The organism is Roseobacter weihaiensis, assembly GCF_020622345.1.
Lineage (GTDB): Bacteria > Pseudomonadota > Alphaproteobacteria > Rhodobacterales > Rhodobacteraceae > Roseobacter > Roseobacter weihaiensis.
In genome coordinates this window covers 282,630-301,911 of record NZ_JACNMO010000003.1, presented here as the reverse complement: position 1 = coordinate 301,911, position 19,282 = coordinate 282,630, and the positions used below count along the sequence as shown (strand labels likewise).

Annotated in this window: 14 protein-coding genes; 4 read left to right on the top strand and 10 right to left on the bottom strand. The window is 54.9% G+C overall.

Going from position 1 to position 19,282, the window contains the following annotated elements; all coding sequences use genetic code 11:
- The first annotated feature begins 324 nt into the window (after positions 1 to 324).
- Entirely contained in the window at positions 325 to 885 is a 561-nt protein-coding gene (locus H7847_RS05640) for a hypothetical protein (protein WP_227268409.1), read from the top strand.
- The gene (locus tag H7847_RS05635; RefSeq protein WP_227268444.1) at positions 825 to 1,439 is read left to right on the top strand and encodes an amidohydrolase family protein; all 615 of its coding nucleotides are present in this window, start codon (positions 825 to 827) and stop codon (positions 1,437 to 1,439) included. The genes H7847_RS05640 and H7847_RS05635 overlap by 61 nt, the downstream gene beginning before the upstream one ends.
- Before the next feature lie 132 nt (positions 1,440 to 1,571).
- Here the strand turns inward: H7847_RS05635 and H7847_RS05630 are convergent, their stop codons facing one another.
- Genes H7847_RS05630 through H7847_RS05620 form a run of 3 tightly spaced genes read right to left on the bottom strand, consistent with a single transcriptional unit; the run spans position 1,572 to position 5,999 of the window.
- On the bottom strand, positions 1,572 to 2,843 hold the full coding sequence (locus H7847_RS05630) for an N-acetylmuramoyl-L-alanine amidase (protein ID WP_227268408.1): 1,272 nt from the start codon (positions 2,841 to 2,843) through the stop codon (positions 1,572 to 1,574).
- Between the two features lie 56 nt (positions 2,844 to 2,899).
- Positions 2,900 to 4,798 (bottom strand): DNA/RNA non-specific endonuclease, encoded by a 1,899-nt coding sequence (locus H7847_RS05625; RefSeq protein ID WP_227268407.1) that lies wholly within the window; start codon positions 4,796 to 4,798, stop codon positions 2,900 to 2,902.
- A gap of 40 nt (positions 4,799 to 4,838) precedes the next feature.
- Positions 4,839 to 5,999, bottom strand: a complete 1,161-nt coding sequence (locus H7847_RS05620) for a LeuA family protein (protein ID WP_227268406.1) — start codon at positions 5,997 to 5,999, stop codon at positions 4,839 to 4,841.
- 667 nt (positions 6,000 to 6,666) lie between these two features.
- Here H7847_RS05620 and H7847_RS05615 point away from each other — a divergent pair.
- A complete protein-coding gene (locus H7847_RS05615; RefSeq protein ID WP_227268405.1) occupies positions 6,667 to 6,867 on the top strand; it encodes a hypothetical protein in 201 nt (66 codons plus the stop codon).
- Between the two features lie 6 nt (positions 6,868 to 6,873).
- On the opposite strand, the gene H7847_RS05610 is transcribed toward H7847_RS05615, so the two are convergent.
- Positions 6,874 to 7,446, bottom strand: a complete 573-nt coding sequence (locus H7847_RS05610; RefSeq protein WP_227268404.1) for a hypothetical protein — start codon at positions 7,444 to 7,446, stop codon at positions 6,874 to 6,876.
- Between the two features lie 175 nt (positions 7,447 to 7,621).
- Here H7847_RS05610 and H7847_RS05605 point away from each other — a divergent pair, with 175 nt between their 5' ends.
- Complete coding sequence (locus H7847_RS05605) at positions 7,622 to 8,401, top strand: hypothetical protein (protein WP_227268403.1); 780 nt, start codon at positions 7,622 to 7,624, stop codon at positions 8,399 to 8,401.
- A 28-nt stretch (positions 8,402 to 8,429) separates the two neighbouring features.
- Here the strand turns inward: H7847_RS05605 and H7847_RS05600 are convergent, their stop codons facing one another.
- The 6 genes from H7847_RS05600 to H7847_RS05575 all read right to left on the bottom strand — a co-directional run bounded on the left by H7847_RS05600 (position 8,430) and on the right by H7847_RS05575 (position 19,264).
- Positions 8,430 to 8,735 carry a hypothetical protein gene (locus H7847_RS05600; RefSeq protein WP_227268402.1) on the bottom strand — a complete coding sequence of 102 codons (306 nt, stop codon included), beginning with the start codon at positions 8,733 to 8,735 and terminating at the stop codon, positions 8,430 to 8,432.
- 525 nt (positions 8,736 to 9,260) lie between these two features.
- Entirely contained in the window at positions 9,261 to 10,541 is a 1,281-nt protein-coding gene (locus H7847_RS05595) for an HlyD family type I secretion periplasmic adaptor subunit (RefSeq protein WP_227268401.1), read from the bottom strand.
- A 16-nt stretch (positions 10,542 to 10,557) separates the two neighbouring features.
- Positions 10,558 to 12,705, bottom strand: coding sequence for a type I secretion system permease/ATPase (locus H7847_RS05590; RefSeq protein WP_227268400.1), 2,148 nt, complete (start codon positions 12,703 to 12,705; stop codon positions 10,558 to 10,560).
- Between the two features lie 29 nt (positions 12,706 to 12,734).
- Entirely contained in the window at positions 12,735 to 14,174 is a 1,440-nt protein-coding gene (locus H7847_RS05585) for a TolC family protein (RefSeq protein ID WP_227268399.1), read from the bottom strand.
- Positions 14,167 to 14,943: a SapC family protein gene (locus H7847_RS05580; RefSeq protein WP_227268398.1), complete on the bottom strand. Its 777-nt coding sequence runs from the start codon at positions 14,941 to 14,943 to the stop codon at positions 14,167 to 14,169. The genes H7847_RS05585 and H7847_RS05580 overlap by 8 nt, the downstream gene beginning before the upstream one ends.
- An 85-nt stretch (positions 14,944 to 15,028) precedes the next feature.
- A complete protein-coding gene (locus H7847_RS05575) occupies positions 15,029 to 19,264 on the bottom strand; it encodes a hypothetical protein (RefSeq protein ID WP_227268397.1) in 4,236 nt (1,411 codons plus the stop codon).
- Positions 19,265 to 19,282 lie beyond the last annotated feature (18 nt).

Below are 19,282 nucleotides of genomic sequence, written 5' to 3'. Positions count from 1 at the left end.
ATACGCGGCGACCGGGGACAGTATGCCCTTGTTCAGGTTGTGCCCTTGCTTGGCGTCATTCTCAGGTCTTGCGACGACAGCGATTTAGACAAGCTCTGATAGATCTGAAAGATTTGCGGCGCGTTTCACCAGAGCGCAGGTTGCAGCGTCCACCGCTTTCAACGGCAGCTCCGTGATGGGCATTGGTGATACAAGTGCGCGGGTCACAAGATTTATGCGGCCTTGTCGGGATGCTTGCAACAGATACGTGTCGTCACACCCCGTCAGACCTGCCTCTGAATTCACCGGACTGCGGTGGTGCCCTGATCCAGTAAAAGGTGCATAATGCCCAAGAACGCAGACGATGTAATCACCAACTGTCACACCCACACATTCTTGCTGGACCACGTACCGCGCGGTTTTCTGCCCTTTGGCCTGACGATGGCCTTGGCAAGGCTGCCCTTTCAACGAACGATTGCACGCGTTCTGCGGTCACTCAATCCGTTCAATGATCGTGATCGGTTCAGCAGATATGCGAATTTCCTTGAGATTGAGGGCAGGCCTAGCCAGTCAGAGACTTTCAAGATCATCCAAAGCTATTATCCTGATAACACACGGTTTATCGTCTTGCCTATGGATATGGCATATATCGGTGCGGGCAAGCCGAACATCGATATCGATCAGCAACATGACGAGCTTGAAAGCATCGCCAAGCAGTCGGACGGTTGTATTTCGCCATTCTTGGCGATTGACCCACGCCGCTATGATGGCCCCGAGGGGCAGGCAAGGCTTCATCAGCAGCTTGAGCCACGTTTTCCACCAGGCAGCGCGCTGCAGAACAGCGGATATTCCGGGGGATCAAACTCTATCCGCCGCTTGGATATTGGCCACAGGATGCGCGCCTGAAACACATGTGGGCATATTGCGCTGCCAACGATGTGCCAGTGATGACACATTGCTCCAGAGGTGGCATCTATTCGCGGCAAGAATCGCGTGCCGAGGCCGTCCGGTATAGCGATCCAGACAACTATCGCGACATTCTCAAGGAACATCACGGCTTGCGGATCTGTCTTGCGCATTTCGGCGGCCTGGAGCACTGGGCCATGTATTTCGAGGTTGCCGAAAGCCGCAAGCTTTTGCCGCATGACGCACCGATCGAACAGCGACGGCATATCAACTGGCTCTCCAAGATCATGCAATTGATTGAGTGTGGCGCGTATCCAGGTCTCTACACTGATATCTCCCACACGGTTTTTGCGACCCAACGCTTTCTGCCGGCAATTTCAGTCATCCTGCGTGGCAATCCAAAGGTGCGGGCCAGGACACTTTTTGGGTCAGATTACTACATGACCGAGACCGAAAAGTTTGATGATCGCTATCTATCGATGCAACTACGGCACGTTCTGGGGGCAGACAACTTCCGGGAGATTTCAAATCTGAACCCGGATCACTTTCTTTGATGAATGACATCCGGTCCGCAGGGTACTATGCGAAGAAGGTCGCCTGTGGCTCGTCAGCGTTGCGACAGTGGTGGCTCAAACTGCACCGCTCTCTGCTTCTTTGGGCTAAGCGCCATCATTGCAGTCATTGAACTAGCTTTGTGTCCAATCGCTGTTCTGTCCTCTCGTGTCGATGTGAACGAAGTTGCCTGAGATGTACTTGCCAATTCCGCCGGCGTAGCGGCTGTCGCTTGCGCGGATGTCAGCGGCGATCCTGCGCCAGATTTCGGGCGTGCCGGCGCTGGCGGTGAAGTCGATCGCACGGAATTGTTTGTGATGGCTATTGGCGGCTCCCGAGATGCAGGCGTTGTATGCGTCATTGCGGTATGCCGAAAACACGCGTACCGGCGCCCCAAGGCGCGCGCGGATTTCATCCAGCATCGATATCGTCGGCACAACATTGGTCCACAAATCCCTTGGCGGCAGTCCGTTCAGCCCTCCGCATGCGCCCGATCCACCATGCGCGTTTCCAAGAAAGAGAAGCTCACTCGGGGTGAAGTGCCGCAAGCCAAGGGGTTCCAGGAAGGCTGTAAATGCATTCAGATAGTCGCTGTCTAACGCCTTTAAGGCGCTGACAGCCTGTGCGCGAACGGTGCCGTTTATGAAATCTGCGCCGAACAGGGCAGGTGGCTTGGTTTCGCGTTCGGTTTGTTCTTCGTCATCGCCTCGATCAGCTTCCTCCATATCCAGTTTTTGGTAGCTGAGCGCGGTCAACTCCTGCTGCTGCGCCGCGATTGCAACGGCGTCTTCGCTCTCCTCAATCGCTGGTTCCGGCAAGGCGATTGGCAGCCCGAGGTAGGTCTCGATGCCCTCACAAATGGCTGCAGCGATCTGATCGAGATACGCGGGATCTTGCAGCCTTTGTTCTTCATCTGCCCGGTCCAGAAAACTGACTTCGGCAAGGCAAGCGGCCGTTGACGGGTGATGGCGAGAAGGGTTCAGAACCCCAAGAGGTTGAGGCTTGATCCGGCTTGGATCAAAGCTGCGATTCCGGTCCGGGAGCTGTGTCACCTGCAGCAGACTGTCTTGAACAATCAGGCTGAGCTGTGCGGATGCGTTGGAATAATTGGTGTGCACGAGCGTTTCTGTCCCCTGCGCCTGACCGTCATCGGACGCGTTAAAGTGGATCGAAACAAATGCCCTTGCCTTTGTCGTTTTCGCGATCCGCGCACGGGCAGCCAAGCTGACATTCACGTCCTGCTCACGCGTGAGCTGGACGTCTTTCAGTCGTTCGGTGATCCGTATCGCAACCTTCAGCGTCAGGTTCTTTTCCAGTGTTCCGTTCGGACCCACCGCGTTGTTCCAACTTGAGCCGCCCATGTCGCGGAACCCACCGTGTCCTGCGTCGATAACAGTATCTGCCATGGTCGTTCCTTTCCATTGCCTGGCGTTGTTTCACGATCAGAGCGGCGAGCGGCTGCTTAAAATGCCACCTCCCGCCGATGCCTGATTTCACGCATCGCGACTCCCATTTTGACATCGGCTAGGGTCGAGGCGCTGGTGTCGCTCAGTCGCTCGGAGTGACGCGTGATATCTGCATCCTGATAGGCATCGAACCCGAGCCCCGTTTGGTCCGCGAGTTCCGGGATAGAGATCTGAAAGAGCCGAAACGGATCAAAATCGATGCTTTCGATGTCGTTTAGCAAGTCACTTTGCGACAAGACAAAACAAGCGGCTCTAAGAGTGTCATCCGCACCACGGTAGGCGATCAGCTTCCAGAAGCTGCGGGGGATCAGGGCATTGCGATAGCTGGGATCGTCCTCGGCGAACAAGGGCCCCGCAAGCACGGAAATGCGGATATCCTGAACATCGGCGTCTTCCAGGATCAGATCCTCGAGCTGCCCCCAGATGCCGCCCCGTCCGGATTGGTTAAAGCTTTCGTGTTGAGGGGCAATGTTTGTAAAGCAAAAGGAGTCGCGATTGGCCTGACGTGCTTCTTCGATCTCTCCCCAGGCCAGGTCGGCGCGCCGCGCGATATGCCCGCGGTCAAGTCTGTTGTTGGCGTATAGCGTGTCATCAAGCTGGTATTTCGTTGCAATACGATCATCCAGCCGAAAGCCTTGACGCCCAAGTTGCACCTTGCGCGCGCCATCCGTATTCCAGGCAACGAACCGCGCCAATCGGCGCTCGGCACTCAGGCAGATGGAGAAATGTGTGTAAGGGATCGTCTGTGCTTTTCCGAAATTCACCGCATCGCGTTTCAGCGCAAGTGACAGATCCGGCATCGGCGCGGGAAGTCCCAGAAAATCAGTGTCGTAGCCGAGTGTCTCATTCGCAGGCACCGTGTGATTTTTGGACGGCTGCGCGTTCGGCGGGGCCAATGTGAAGCCAAGCTTGCTCTGCACCGATTTGGGGTAGCAGGCCATCGCATGCTCATCGGGGCTGGCATCGCCTTCGCCGGCGAAATGCAGCCCTGCGAAGATATCCGTCGCTCTTTCGCTCTCGGAGATAATCCAGATGGCGCCGGAATCTCCCCCCATACTGATTTCGCCGTCCGCAGCAGGAAACTCTGGGTTCGGCGCGATCTCAAAACAGCCGATATCCTGAGTGCCGACTGTGTCTCCGAAATCGATCTGAACGATGACATCCGTCCGCCGCACAATGCCATATGTCGTCCCGGTTGTGCGCCCCGTCTTTACAACCGTATCGCCCAGACTGACATCGGCTATTTGTGTCAGGACGGTATCAAGGCCGTACACCGCCCGTTCAAAGCTGCGTTCCTCGATGCGCGCAAGCGCGCAATCACCGGCAATGCCCAGATGGCTGCGCAACAGCGAACCGCAGGTGTTGTCCTTGGTGTTGTTGTCATCGAAGGGGCCGGGCTGAACGATCCTGTCACCGATCTGGCCCGTCTCACCATGTAAAACATGCCAGTTCGACAGGATACAGGGTGCGCCGCTGGTGGCGTCGAACACAATCGCCCCCAAAGTCCCCGCAGTTCCATCAGGATGACTGACACTGGCGCCGGGCACCAGGGGATCGAGCCGCGATTTGAGAGCCGAAGCCGGGCCGCGCTCGACGATCGTGTAAGACGGTTTGTAGCTCCGTTGAACGACGTCCGTGGGCACGGATCGCCCATTTGTGTCGATCCGTTCAGGAAGCACCTTCGACCCCAGGCTCTCCAGGGCGGACACGCCAAGCTTTTCGCGAACGGTGAAGACAACACTGATCTCTCCGTCGCCGTTCTTGCGCCCGATGCCAATCGACGTGACATTTGGATCACGCAGATAAGTTGTCCCCCGGGTTCGTATGAAGCGGCGCAGGTCGCGCATCAGCTCGGGGTCTTCCGGTCTTTTTGACTTGGCAGGCTTCTTGGCCATGTCGGTTGCTCCTATATAGCGAGGTCTGATCGGGCAGGTATCAGGGTCTTTCGACGTTGGTTTTTGTCACCAGTGACTGCGCGATCTGACCCAGTTCACGATTGGGAACCGATCCGTTCTTTTGGGCAGCGCGCATGACGTGCTGGTAGAGCAGCTGCTGATCCACATTCGCTGGGCGCAGGTTCATCTTGTCGAGTTGGTCCAGAATGCCCGCGATGCCGCTATGCCGCCCGATAACGATTTCTGAGCTGCGTCCGATTGTTTCGGGGGAAAACACATCCTGCATGATCTTTGCCGGAATGGATTGGTGGATTCCGGTTTCGACAAGGAAGCTGATATCTCCCACCAGGGGTTTGTTCGGCGAGAACTGCATTCCGGTATGATCCATGAAAGCCTGCACAACTTCGGCCATCATCTGAGTTTTGCAGCCATTGGCGAATTGCGGATTCTCGGGTGCAAAGTAAGCGGCATAGGCCAGGAGTTGTTCCAGAGCAGTGTTGCCGCCGCCATCGCCGGTATTTCCGATTGTCACCTCGGCTTGGGTCGCACCCGCCCTGATTCCGGCAATCGAATTTGCCAGGCTCAGGCCAAGCAGGTTATGGCAATGAACGCCCAGCGTCGTGCCGGGCGGCAAGGCGGCCTTGATGCGGCCGACCAGTGTGCCAAAACCGTCTGGTTCCATTGTGCTGAGGGTGTCGGCAACCACGATATGCGTGGCACCTGCACAGGCGGCGGATGCGCTCAAATCCATCAGAAACGATGGATCACGGTTTCCGGCGCAAATGAGATAATACTGCGCTTCGGGAAAATAGATTCGTGCTTCATGCATCAGGTCGCAGGAGCGATCTATCGTTTTCCTGCATGCGCGACGGGCTTGCTCCGAGGAGGGCGCAAGCAGATCGAAAGGCCGTGCGGATGTGGCGATCCGAGAGCGATGTTCGGCGCCTTTCAATGCCTCAAAAGCCCGTTTGATATCCTTCTTGATCGGCCGCGACAGGACGCTGAGTTTGACGGTATCCGTCTGACCGGCGATCTGCGTGACGCCGTCCGTGTCAACCTGCGATGCAGCGGGAAAACCGGCGTCGATGACATCAACGCCGAGCTGTTCGAGTAAAATGGCCAGTTCGCCTTTCTGCCGGGCCGTAAAATGGAGAAAAGCCTGTTGTTCACCATCCCGTAAGGTTGTCTCGAAAATCTCCATGCTCTCACCTTCTTTCGTTTCTGCCTTGTCAGGGCGTCTCAAAATCAATGGCCGCTTGAACTCTGCGGTCGCGGCGCAAAGGCACCGCTATCCATGGAAGGCACAGGACCAATTGATGGTCATGTTTTCCGGGATATACTTGAAAGATAAGGAACCGGTCGGCGCGCGACAGGGGCAGAATTTTCCCTTAATTCGGAATTCATTGCCTATTCATGCAGAGCTTATCAGCATGTCATGCAATCGGAGAGATCCCGCCGATATGTCAAAAAACCGGCACGCTTCGTCATCACGGATGTTGAGGCTAAGGGTGGCCTGAACCCGCAAAGCACGCGGCTTATCTGCCGCCAAACGCTTCTTCGTCGCCTCACGGAGTGCCTCCGATCAGCTGCAATACCGGTTCTGCGGGATCCCTTGCGACGGGACAATTCTGCAAGACTGTCTTCGCTTTTCCGGCAATCCGGCTGGCTTTCGAAGCAACATGCGGATCAGAAAATAAGCCCTCAATAAAAATTATCATTTTGAAAAAAAATATCTTGTATAACAGCAATAATCCTGTTTATTATTATTATTATGATAAATTAATACATTATCTTACTTCATAACAGGGATTACACTCGATGTCATACAATGTTGCCATTCCAGTAATTCAATCAGCGGATGTCGAGCAATGGCAAGCATTGTAGTCATATTCGCAAGTGTGGTTGGATTTGGTGTCGCGGCGATTGTTCTGGTCGCTGGCCATGGCTGGTTAACCGCCTTGGTCGCCCTCTACGCCGTGGCAATTGGACTCTGCCTTGCCATTTTTCTTTTTCATAAACTCAAGGGCAGGGTCGGTTTGCAACGGCAGAAGAAAATTCAGACTGAATAGTGCCGGCTAAGGTGATTCCAGTTTGTTCTGATACAACATCCGCACCCATCGAAACATGAACATCAGGCAGGTTAGGACAATCATCAGCCCTGCCATGTCACTTGTGACCAGCCATAGAAAATAGCTCATCCCTTCCGGGAGTGGCAATGTGGACTGATTGACAACTTGGATGCTGCCCGAGTTAAACACAGTTGCAAGCAACCCACCCAGTATCAAAATCCGCCAATTCAGCCGCAAGCGCGCAAACCTTCGTTCATTGGCGATGAGGCAACGAACAACGTAGATAGCAAGAGGGGCGGAGATCAAACTGAAAAATGACATGAAGATGTCGGACAGTTCACATTTTTGAATATCAGCGCCTCCAAAGGTGATGAGCATGATAACGGGCAGCAGATACAACACGGACCGCCACCCATAAGCCCATGCCGCCAGCAGCTGAATGCCATGCGGCAGATAAAACAGCGGCACGGTCTTGGGAAGCGGCGCGACCAAGGCAAGTTCAATAGCGACCACGGTTAAGAAGTGCGAAAAGGCCCATCCAGTTGACAAGAGAGCAGCTATTTTCAAATCAAGAAGCAAACCCCAGCACGCCTAGTATAGCTCGAAAAAAATGTTCAAAGCGCGGGTGACATCTTCTTGTAAATTTATCATTTTGATATTATTATTCAAGCTTAAGAGATAGACCCTGGGAAGTCCGCTTGAAAAAAATCCTTTTTATATAAGTTAACAAAGGGCTATAGCCATGTATCCTAGAATGACTTTACTAACAAGCTCCGACACGAATAATCATAATGATATTTATGAGGGGCGGTTTGTTCACCTTTTGCAGGCTATAGGCTTAAAGAGGGAAACGACAGAGCGCGCGCCGCAGGCGGAGAAGAAAACCTGGGAGCCCATGCCATGCGGAGGCCCGTTTCTGACTCAAAAAACAATCGGTCTGGTCCGTTTCGACGAGGCGGGGTGCCCTGAACTGGCCGAGTGGATGACGGCGTGGGGGGCAGAAGTGTTCTCGATATTGCTGAGCAGGCCTGAGGAGGTTTATCATCTCGACCTGGACGCAATGTCGGTCATCGTTCTCGTGGATACAGCCGGGGCAGACCATGAGAGAAATTCTGGTGACCCCCTAAACAGCCTGTCATCCCAGACCGCTCAACGGATACGGCAGGCAAATTGTGAGGTGCCGATCGTACTTGTTGGTGAGAGTGTAAAAACGACCGCGTTCACTGCCACCACATGTCTGCTTTACGACGCAAGCTTGCGCTTGCCCACCACGAAAACCGGGCTGTCGATAGCGCTTTCAGCGGCAAGTACCAATAACCTCAGCAGCGCGGTGAATGAACAGCCGGGATATCAGTGCGAGGAATATCGCAAGCTTAACACAAGATCTGCCTGCGCCTTGGAGTATCATCCCCCGATGCGGCAGGAAAAAAATGCCCGCGCCGCATCCGAAAGTGAGAGTTGGACGTCATCCTGGGTGCAACTCAGCATGTTTATAGCTGTCATTCTGGCTGCGTATGAATTTCTAAGTAACTGACATCAAAAGATTTACGACTGTGAATAAGCTAATCAATCACGATGCTGAAGTTAACGCGATAGAGGCCGGTCTTTTTACCGCTTGGAAGTTCTATGAAGCCCAATTCAAGAAGACGCTTGAGCGATCGATAGTATGTAGGCTGTGTCATGGATTTCAAAAGCGGGTGGCCCTTGAGTTCCTCACTGCGAACGTATTCGTTGGTCTCGCCCGACAGGTTTTGGGCTGCATAAAGAAGATCGCGTTCGTTGGGTGTAAGCTTCTTGAGGCCGAGATCATGCTCCATACTCTCCAAGAGCATCCGAAGCTGCGCAAGCGTACTAATGTTTCTCGTCATCCGAAGAATTTCTCACTAATGATGCAAATTACCAATACTTTCATTATCATCCACAAGCTTATCCCGGCAGGAGTTGCACGCGCATCCTACCTGTCGTTGAAAACAGAAGGTAAGTCCGAATGAAAGATCGACGAGACAAATGCACTAAACTTTTTACTAAATCCAAAAAACGGCGGAAATTAGTCGTTAATTGGTTCAGGCTGACAAATTTTTCTCATATTGAATGTTTTCACTCAGACCACGTGCTCACAATTTTTACATCAGGCTCCACGTTTTCGGGAACAGAAGTATCTTAAAAGATCTGGGCATATCTTTTTTCGGTTCATTGTATCCATTTGACTTTAAAGGTAAAAAATTTTACCGTGTTGCCTTTCAGACACCAGGCGCTCAATCTGACGCAGATTCTGTGCAAGTCTGTTCAGACCGTATAATGTCGATCTTCTCTACAATATTGTATGGGGGATTTTCAATCTGAATACCGGTAGAATTCAAATGACCCTGCGTCAGTCTCAAAAAAACATCACATTAGTCTCGAAGAGCGCGATCTCGAACGCGCACAACTGGTCTGACAATATAGTCCAGCACAGTCTTGCGCCCTGACAAGAACTCCACTTCTGCGACCATTCCGGGCACGATGTCTACGGCCTGCTCATCAGCATCTAGCAACTCTGACGAGGTTACGACCTCAACGACAAAGACATTGACGTCTCGATCGGGATGTTTGACTGCACTGGCACCGATACGTCTGATCTGTCCGTCCATGGCGCCGTAACGCGAGAAATCATACGCAGTAATCTTGGTGTTAACCGGCTGTCCGGGATACAGGAACGCGATGTCGGCGGGGCGCACGAACGCTTCCACCAGCAGCGTCTCATCGACAGGTACGATCTCGATCAATTCCTGTCCGGCACCAACAACACTTCCCACATTCGGGACGAAAACCTGATTGATGATCCCGCGCACGGGCGCGCGCAACACCAGTCTTCTTACCCTCTCTTCAAGCGCGGGAAAGGAGGGGACCAACCCGGCCAACTCGCCTTTGACATGGGTCAACTCTTCCAACGCTGCGGATCGAAAGCTCATATCCAATGCCAGAAGTCTGTTTTCAACTTCTTGCAGACGGACCCTTTCGCGGTTCATGACAGACTTGGCCTGCGTTGCGCGACTGTCCCATTCGCCAAGCTGGATTTGCATTTGCAGCAGGGAGGTCTTTGGCTCAAGCCCCCGATCCACAAGAGGAGCAATGAGAGCAATCTGTTCCTTGACCAGATTGCGTGTTGATGTCGCCGACTCCAGCAGGGTTTCGGCCTCCCTTATCGCAACGCCCTGTTGTTCAATCTGCTTGAGCAATACATCCTTTTCAGCCTGCAAGACTGACTTGCGCGCGCTGAACAATGCCGCTTCGGACGCTGCCACAGCTGGAGAAGACGCAGTTACATCGGGCAAGAACGAAATGCCGCTGCCGTTGACTTCGCTTTCCAGGCGCGCAGCTCGTGCCCTGAGCGCAAAGACGCGCTGGCGCTCCTGATCAAGATGCCCTGAAACAAAGGTGCCATCCATTTCGACCAGCATGTCGCCAATTTCAACGAGATCACCTTCTTTGACCAGCACGTGCTGAACCACACCAGCCTCAGGGGCCTGGATTACCTGCACACTGCTGTTGGGAATGATCCGGCCATCCGCGCGGGTTACATCATCGATCTCGGCAATTGAGGCCCAGGCAATGACAAACACAAAAAGCGCGAGGATCGAAAACAGAAGAAGCGAGCCCCGAAGGCCACGGTGTTTTTGCCTCTGTTTCAGCATCTTATGGAAGGTTTCATCACCCTGCATTTGAAACAACCGTGGGTGCGACCTTGCCTGACATCTGTCGTTTGGTCAGCAGTTCCTTGGGACCATCAAGCGCAACGCGACCGTCATCCATCACAATGACCCGGTCCACTGCCTCCAGCAGCGCCGTGCGATGGGTGACAAGAATGACGGTACGATCCGCGCCATACTCTGAAAGACGTTCGATCAGGGTCTTTTCCGTCTGAACATCCATTGCGCTGGTCGGTTCATCAAGAAACAGCATTGGCTTTTGGCCAACCAACGCGCGCGCCAGCGCAATCGCCTGACGCTGGCCCCCGGAAAGGGCCGCCCCCCGCTCGGTAACTTGTAAATCGTACCCCATCGGATGGGCCGCGACAAAACTGTGCACGCCAGCGAGATGTGCGGCGGCAAGTATGTCGTCATCGCTGGGTCGATGTGCCCCGACGGCAATATTCTCGCGAACTGTGCCGCTGAAGAGCCAGACATCCTGCAGTACAGTTCCGATGTTGTTCCGTAAATCCAACGGATCAATATGCGTAACATCTGTACCATCGACCAGAACCTGCCCGGTGTCGGCAGTATAAAGCCCGGTGAGCAATCGGCCGACGGTGCTTTTGCCGCAACCGACCTTACCCAAAATGGCAACTTTCTCACCCGGCTCAATCCGAAAAGACAGATCACGCAGGATGGCGTTTTTCGCCTCCGGATAGGCAAAGGAGACATCCCGAAACTCAATCGCACCTTGCAGGCGGGGACGGCTGAGCCAGGTCCGGCCCGGCTGATGTTCGGTGGGCTGCTGCATGAGCTGGCTGATGGAGCGGAACGATGATCTGGCCTGGCTGAACCGTGTCATGGTCTGCGCCAGTTGGGCCAGGGGGGCGAGGGTTCGGCCGGTCAGGATTACACAGGCAATCAAAGCACCCATGCTGACCGTGCCTGCCTGGATGAGAAAGACCCCGTAGAAGACGATCATGACCTGTGCTGTTTGTTGCGCAAAGGCTGTCGCGTTCAGCGCAAATTGCGAGACCGCCCGCGAACGGAGCGCGTGACCCGATTGCTGCGCAAGGGCCCGGTCCCATCTTTGCCGCATGACACGGGCCGCGCCGATGGTCTTGATGGTGTCGAGGCCCGACACCGTCTCAACAAGAACGCTTTGTTTGTTCTGACCTTCGGAATGGTTTTTGTCAGCTGACCGGCTCAAGATTGGCTGCACGGCCAAGCCAATTATCAGAACCAGCGGAACCGCGATCGCTGGAACAAGGGCAAGCGGCCCGCCCACAAGGCTGATGACGAGGATAAAAAGGCCAATGAATGGAAGATCGACCAGCCCGATCAGTGTTGCGGATGTGATGAAATCGCGGAGTGTCTCGAATTCCCGCATGGTGTTTGCAATTGCGCCGGTTGATCCGCGCCGGGCCTGCATCTGAATATCCAGCAGCTTTTCGAAAATCAGCCGCCCCATGATCAGATCGGACCGTTGCCCCGCGCGATCAACAAAACTGGCCCGCAGGGACTTGATGATAAAATCAAACACCAATGCCACCCCGATGCCCACCGTCAACGCAATCAGAGATTCCGTCGCTTCATTAGGCAGCACCCTGTCGTAAACGACCATGATGAAGATCGAGGTGGATAGGCCGAGCACATTTGAAACCGCAGCGGCAAGCATCACCTGGGTGTAGGACCATTTGCTCTTCAGCAGCGTCGACCAGAACCAATGCGAATTTTTCGCATTGGACATCCCGCCGCTTTGCGCTGTGTCAGGCTGCCGCAGAAAAATCATCTGTCCCGAATAGGTCTTTCCCAATTCGGTCAATGCGACCAGGCTAAGGTCGACATTGGAAATTGCCGGATTGAGGATCAGAACCTTGTCCCGTCTGCGTTGGGTCACGAGAACAGCCCGGCCTTCCGGACCGACGAGGATGGCAGGCAGCATGTCCGCATCCAACTGTGTCAACGAAATCTGACCCAGTGCCACGACAAAACCCAGCCGCTCCGCAGCGCGGGTGACATCCTCGACGCCAATCTCATTTTCCTGACCAACGGCATTTGCACGCAGACTGACCAGAGAGGTGGGCTGTCCGAATTCTCTGGCCGCAAATATCAGACAGGCTTCAAGTGCCGACGGCTTGCTGTCTGACCCTTCGTCGACCGTCATTCTAGCGACCCCATTTACATATCAGGCGTCTATCCATCCTCTGATACCCTCTCAGCCGACATCCGGTGTGGCGCGCGGCGGGCGCTTTTGGTGCCGGCATGATCGATGCCGAAAACCGTCGCAAGATCGCCAGTCATTTCCAGGATCTCCAACTCCGTCCTGATGCGAACACCCTGCAAGGCAATCTCACGTGCCAGTGCACTGGTCAGGTCGCGCTGTGCATCCAATATCTCGACGATGCCGCGGCGCCCAATGCTGAACTGGATACGTGCAGCATCCAGCACCGCGGCATTTGCCCGCGCAGCCTCAGCGGCGGCCGCAGCCTGTTGCTCTGCCGCGGAGCGATTGGCCAACGCAACATCCAATTGTCGGCGAATTTCACGCCTGGTTTCATCAAACACACTTTCGGCGAGACGCAGGTTGCTTGCCGCCTGCTCTTCCCTTGCACGTTGCTGACCCCCTGAGAAAATACTCTGGTCGACGGAAAAACCTGCAAATACCTCAAATTCGGAGTCCTCGCTCGCCAGATCGGTTTGACGCCCTGTGAGCTCAAGGAAAATACCCGGAAACCGACCCGACCGGGCCACGTCCACTTCCGCGCCCGCCCCAGCCAGACGCATCCTCAACACTGCCAGTTGACTGCTGGTATCAATGCGATTGCGAGCAAGTTCATCGCTCAGGCGCGGCAGCGGTGGCGGAAGGCCGGAAACGACAGGCAAAGGACCGATCAAAGCAATATAGGACGCCTGCGCCTGAGCCTGAGCAGCGACCGCCTGAGCCCGTTGCGACTGCGCATCCGCAAGCCTGCTGAGAGCAGAGAGTAAGTCACTTTCTGTGGTCGTTCCGCCGGTGACGCGCTCTCGTGTTTGCTGAACAAAGACCTCATGCGCTGCGACATCGTCTCCGGCCAGTTCCAACAGTTGGGTCTGTTCCCATAAATCAAGCGCAGCGGTTGCGATCCGTCGCGAAAGGCTGGACAGCAGTACATCCAATTCGAGGGTCAGCTGTTTCTGACTGATCTGTGTCAACGCAATCCGGTTCTTCGTAGCGGCGCCATCAAATATCAATTGCCGGACCGTGACATAGGCATCGGCGGTTGCCCCGGAATTGTCACCAGCAACAGCCTGGCCAGCGGAGACACCCGCCGAAAGCTGCGGCAGCAGGCTACCTTGCAAGGCATCGAGACGAGCTGCGGCGCCGCTCACCCGTGCGTTCTGGCCACTGAGCGCGGGGAAATCCAACACTGCCTGACGCACTGTCTTGCCGAAAAAACTGTCCTTGAAGGTCGAGTCGCGAACGATAGACGGCGGGGCCTGATCCTTGCGGGCTGAGACCTCACCTAATGTGGTGGCTGTTTCTGTGGTAAATACCTCGGGCGGAATCACCGTACATCCCGTTAGGAAAAAGAACAGAACAACAATTGTTCCCGGTCGGTCACGGGTTTCCAAATGCTTCAGTATGTTACTCATTCTGGATCGCTGTGCTTACAGTATCGATGAATGCATCAAAGCCCTGAGGTATGCCGACGTGCTCGGCAGCTTTGCTATAGTCACCAGCCTGAAGGGCCCGCAGCTTTCCTATCTGGATCAGGGAAACCGCGTGCGCATGAAGGATAGATTGCAGAACGATATCCTGGGACAGATCTGCCACCAATTCCTTGTCCGCATAAAGACGCTTCCAATCGACCACAAACAGGTGCTCGCGATCTTTGCGGGTCAGATGCGCAGGGGTGTACCTGACAAAGAGCCGCTTCTGAGACAGCTTTTGCAGGAGCAGAGCGGTGCGCTTGGCTTCTTTCCGTTGCTCCAAAAGAAAGCTGCGGACACCCTGAAGCGGGTGAGACAGCCCACCGCTACTGCCGAAGTATGGAATGCTTTCAGGCTGACCGACACCATGGGCCGCGTCAGCGGAGACGTCGACAAGCAGCCGCTGACCATCAGGTCCCTGCGACATCTCAAAGGGGTGTGCGCGCAGGCTCGCCGGGACATAGCTGCCAACCCATCGTCCGTCCGGGTCTACGAATTCGTTACGCTCCCCCGAGAGCGAGAACAGGATATAGGGCATCATGCCCGTCTTGAATTGCCAAAACAAAAAAGGAGCAAAGCTTGCAACCGGAACAACTTCGACAGCGCCAATTACAGCGCCAAGTTCTGATCGGGCAAAGCTGTAAGAGGAAAAGCGGGCCCAGCTCTTTCCGAGAAACTGGGCGTCCACAGGAACAAGTCGCTTCGAAGGCATTGTCTTACTACTTTCTGACTGCGGTACCGGAGAAACATTTCCCGGTACCGCAGTTCGTGAGCCGTGTTTGTGCTGATGACTGTCCTCAGGTGTTCGCAGAGACGGCTGAGAAATCGTAAAGATTATCCGCTGTCAGGCCTGACGAGACCGTACCTTCGAGGTAAGCGATACTTGCGACCCGGTCCTCGCTGGCAATCTGGTCGTCCATATCCACATCCAGAATCAGCGTATCCTCACCATTGGATACCGCCATGAGGACGCTTCCACCCTCGCCACCTTCCAGCGAGTCGGCCGCTTCCAGCAAGGCGGTCAGTTCGACACCTGAGAGCCCCGCCTGAACGATATCGGAGAACGATGATGTAAACGCCACTTCGGTTGTGAACACAACAAACCCGGTGTCTGAACCAATTGCGTCCCCTTCCTCCAGGGTCTCGACAGTCATGCCGCGCAGATCTGCCAAGGCGTCAGTCTCCGACGTGAAGGAAAAAATATCACCGCCATTTTCCGGAGCACCCGCAGTGAACCCCAGAATCTGGTTGATGCCTTCCTCAGCACCGCCTGAGACAAAGAGTACAAAATCCGACCCCCCGGCGGTAAGATCAATCACCGTACCGAGGGCATTGTCGACGATCACGTCGTTACCATCCGTGCCGGTGATCGTAGCCTGATCGGACTGAACAATGGTCACATTGTCCCATTCACCCGAAATGACGACGGGTTCTTCGCGAGCAAAGTAGAGAAGGACCTGGTCGGTTTCCTGGACGTATTGATTGCCAGAGAGCGTGACGTTGCTGTTGTCGACATCCCCACTGAACCCGATTGCTTCGTCGTTTCCGTCAAACGTGCTGTCTGTGACGGTAACAGCGGCAGGATCGTCGGTTCCAATCCCAGCGGTGTTGCCGGTGAAGGTCGTGTCATCCACGTTCAATGTGGCATCGGGGTTCAGATAGATACCGGTTGTCAAATCCGAGAACGCTCCTCCGTTGACGTTGATCGTCGGCGTCGATCCGGTCTCCGTCTCGATCCCAAGCATACGCTCGCCACCAACACCGGCCACAGAGGTGTCTGTCAGGTTCAGCGTGACCTCATCGCCCCTGACGTAGAAACCGACACTATTGGTGTCTTCGCTCAAAGCCAAATCCAGGCCGGTTATGGTTACAACCGATGATGACCCGTTGGGATCAGGTTCGACCCGAAAGCCACCGTCTATGATGACTTCGCCAACCCCCATCACCGTGACCGTACCGATAATTGTCAAATCACCGGCATAGGTCCCGGCACCGATCACAATGTAGGCGCCGTCATCGGATGCCAGTCCCGCCGCATCAAGGTCCGTGAAGGGTTGAATTCCGTCAGCATCAGGATCCGCGTCGACAACGATATTACCGTTCAGCACATAGATTTCACCGTCCCCGGGGGTAAAGTCCGCGCGGGGGATACCGTTGGCGACATCCCAGACCTGGCTTGCCAGCAGATCGTCTTCGTTGCCATCGTTACCATCATAGATCGGACGGTCATGAAACTGCAGACCAGCCTCATTGCGGTTGTCTTCGTCCAGTTGCGCCGGCACCGAGTTCAACCGGCTGTTCACCGCAGCGTCGGTCAGATTGCCCAGAAGGTTGTCATGCAAGGATTGCTGACGGGCTTCGAAATCTGGCGTCCCGCCAACCTTGGTTTGCACGATGTCCAGCAGGGGGGCACCCCCATCCAGAAGGTATTGAGCGTAGAGATTGCCCAGCTCAATATTGGCGCCGTTGACGTCTGGCGTTCCGCCCGGAAAGGCATCGTAATAAGCATTATCTGCCACGTTCCAAATCAGCTTGAACGTGTCTGCAACACTGCCCGCGTCCAGAACTTGAAACCAATCAACGGGAGAACTGGAGCCATTGACGGTGATCCCGGAAATATCAATCTCAGGGCTCAGGGACGGGTTGTCGCTGCTCAGATCGGCGTAGTCGACGTCAATGGTCAGCGTGGCATCATCGGCCAGATCAATCTCGAACCCATTGGCCTGCTCCGCCGTCAAGGTGAACGCAAAACCTTCCACGTCGGTCGCGTCGATTTCTGCCGAAATGCCCGACAAATCAACATCCGGATCAGCCGCACCGACCAGTTTGACCGTACCATTGCCAAAAACATTCAGGCCGTCTGCCTGCCCCACCGTAAGCGTCAGATCGACGCCCTCTAATACCTCGTATGACGAGGACAGGAAATCCACATTGGGGCCAAATTTTGAGAGGTTTACATCTTTATCAACGAAACCGGCTTCGCTTGTCACCTCAAGATCATCCCAGTGAATATCATAGGACGGGCGCGCTGCAGTCTCGTCGCCGGGAACCTGATTATAGCCCTGCAAGATAACATTATCCAAGGCCGCCACGTCGAAGTCGCCATTAGATGTATCAACGATCTGGGTCAGGTCGCCGATAGTGTATGTGACTGATCCATCTGGATTAATCGCAATGCCAAGCTCTTGAAACGTTCCGAACTCGAAACCCTCCGGCACGCCAAGATCAATCCACTCTGCGTCCACCCCTGAACCTACGCCGGTATAAACTCGAAAATTTGGCACGCCATCCAACGTGGAGAACTCAATGAGCGGAAAAGAAAGATCGGACTCATTTTCAGAATTCAAGGCCGTCGTCCAGAAACCGGACTGTCGAAAGCCGGTCCCGCTGTCTGCAGGATCCCAAGATGCATCAATATAGAGCTTGATGGAGGCCTCCGTCGCCCCGACAGGCAGATCGATCTTGCGACCTTGCGTTTGCTCGAATGTCGGTTGGCCCTCGATAGCCTCGGTGGTCATACGCAGAACGGACTCGCCTTCAAGTTCGACGACTTCAAACGCTTCGGGGGCGTAGCGATCAACATACCAAGCTCCGTCTGATGCCTCGTCGGCCAGAACGATTTCGCCGTCAAAATCCTCAGCGAAAGCGGCTTTAAACTGAATCTTGCCATCCACAACGTCTTGAGCATCGTTGGCAGCAGTTTCTACTTCGTCTGCGGATATGACGTCGTCCACTTCACCATTTCTGACCTGGTCAGAGATATCCCCCTGAACCACCTGCTGCACATCAGCGATGCCATCGGTATCTCCCTCGGCAGCGCGTTCATCGATCAGGTTGTTGGCATTTGCGACAGAGCCTGCCACGTCAGCAGGATCATTATTTTCCGGATCAGCCCCCAGCGCTTCCACAAACACTTCCGTCAGGTTCACGCTGTCATTCAGAGGTGTCTCACCGTCTTCAGCGTCTGCCAGGGACCTTGCCAAGGCTTCAAGCACTGCCGTTTCGCTGGCGCCATTCGCAACACCAACGCTGACAATGTTTGCAATCTTGGCACCTGCTGCGAAAAGGGCATCATTTTCACCTGCGATGGGATCTTCATTCAGAACGTCCGTGTCTGCTGGCAGGCCCAGTGCCGCATTGACGGAAGCAATTGCAGCTTCCAGCGTCGTCCCTTCTTCAACAATCTTCTGGATCATTGTTGTGACAGGCGTCACCACCGTCGATCCTGCAGGGGCCGTCAGCGTGCCCGTGAACGGCAAGCCTGTTGAGATGTCAGTACCCCCGGTCGAAACGATTGAGACGCTCTGATCACCCCCAAGGGTGAAGCCCCCCTGTGCATCGGTTGTTGTGGACACCTCGCCATCATCCAAAAGGCCATTGCCGTTTGCGTCCCGAAAAACGGTCGCACCAGAGATGTATCCGTCGATGACAAAGCCTGTTGTTGTCGCAACCGGACTGCCGCCACCGCTACCACCACCACTGCCACCCCCGCCAGCGAGAGCAGCACCGCCCGCCAGAACACCGAGAACCGGCGCCATCACTCCGCCAGCAAGGGCACTTTCCACGCCTGCAAGGGCGTCGGCCTCAATCATGATTTGGCCATCGGCGGTAACGCTGTAGTCACCTTCGGCTATTATTTGAGTGCTGCCGTCCTCCATGGTGAGCAGCAACGTTCCGTCGTCCTGGATGGTTGCGCTGACCACATCTTCAGCAACGGAAGCGTTCACCGCAGCACTATCTTGTGCAGAAGCGGACACTGCGAACATTGGCAGCACAAGCATGCTGGCAAATCCAGTGGACATCGCAGTCTTTCTCTGCCGCTTGGCCCAGTTCTTCAGATACTTCACCCGGGCAGCCGGAGCAGTCGGCACATCGACTTTGACCATGTTGTCCTGCCGCAGCAATGCGTGCTGAGTGTCGCTGTCTGCACAAACGAAAACACCGGTCAGGTAGTGCCCGGCATGCACTGCATTGCTCAGTTCAATATCGCTTGATACTTCAATCCCGGTCTTCGGGTGGTTTAAAGAGTTCATTATCAATCTCATCCCATG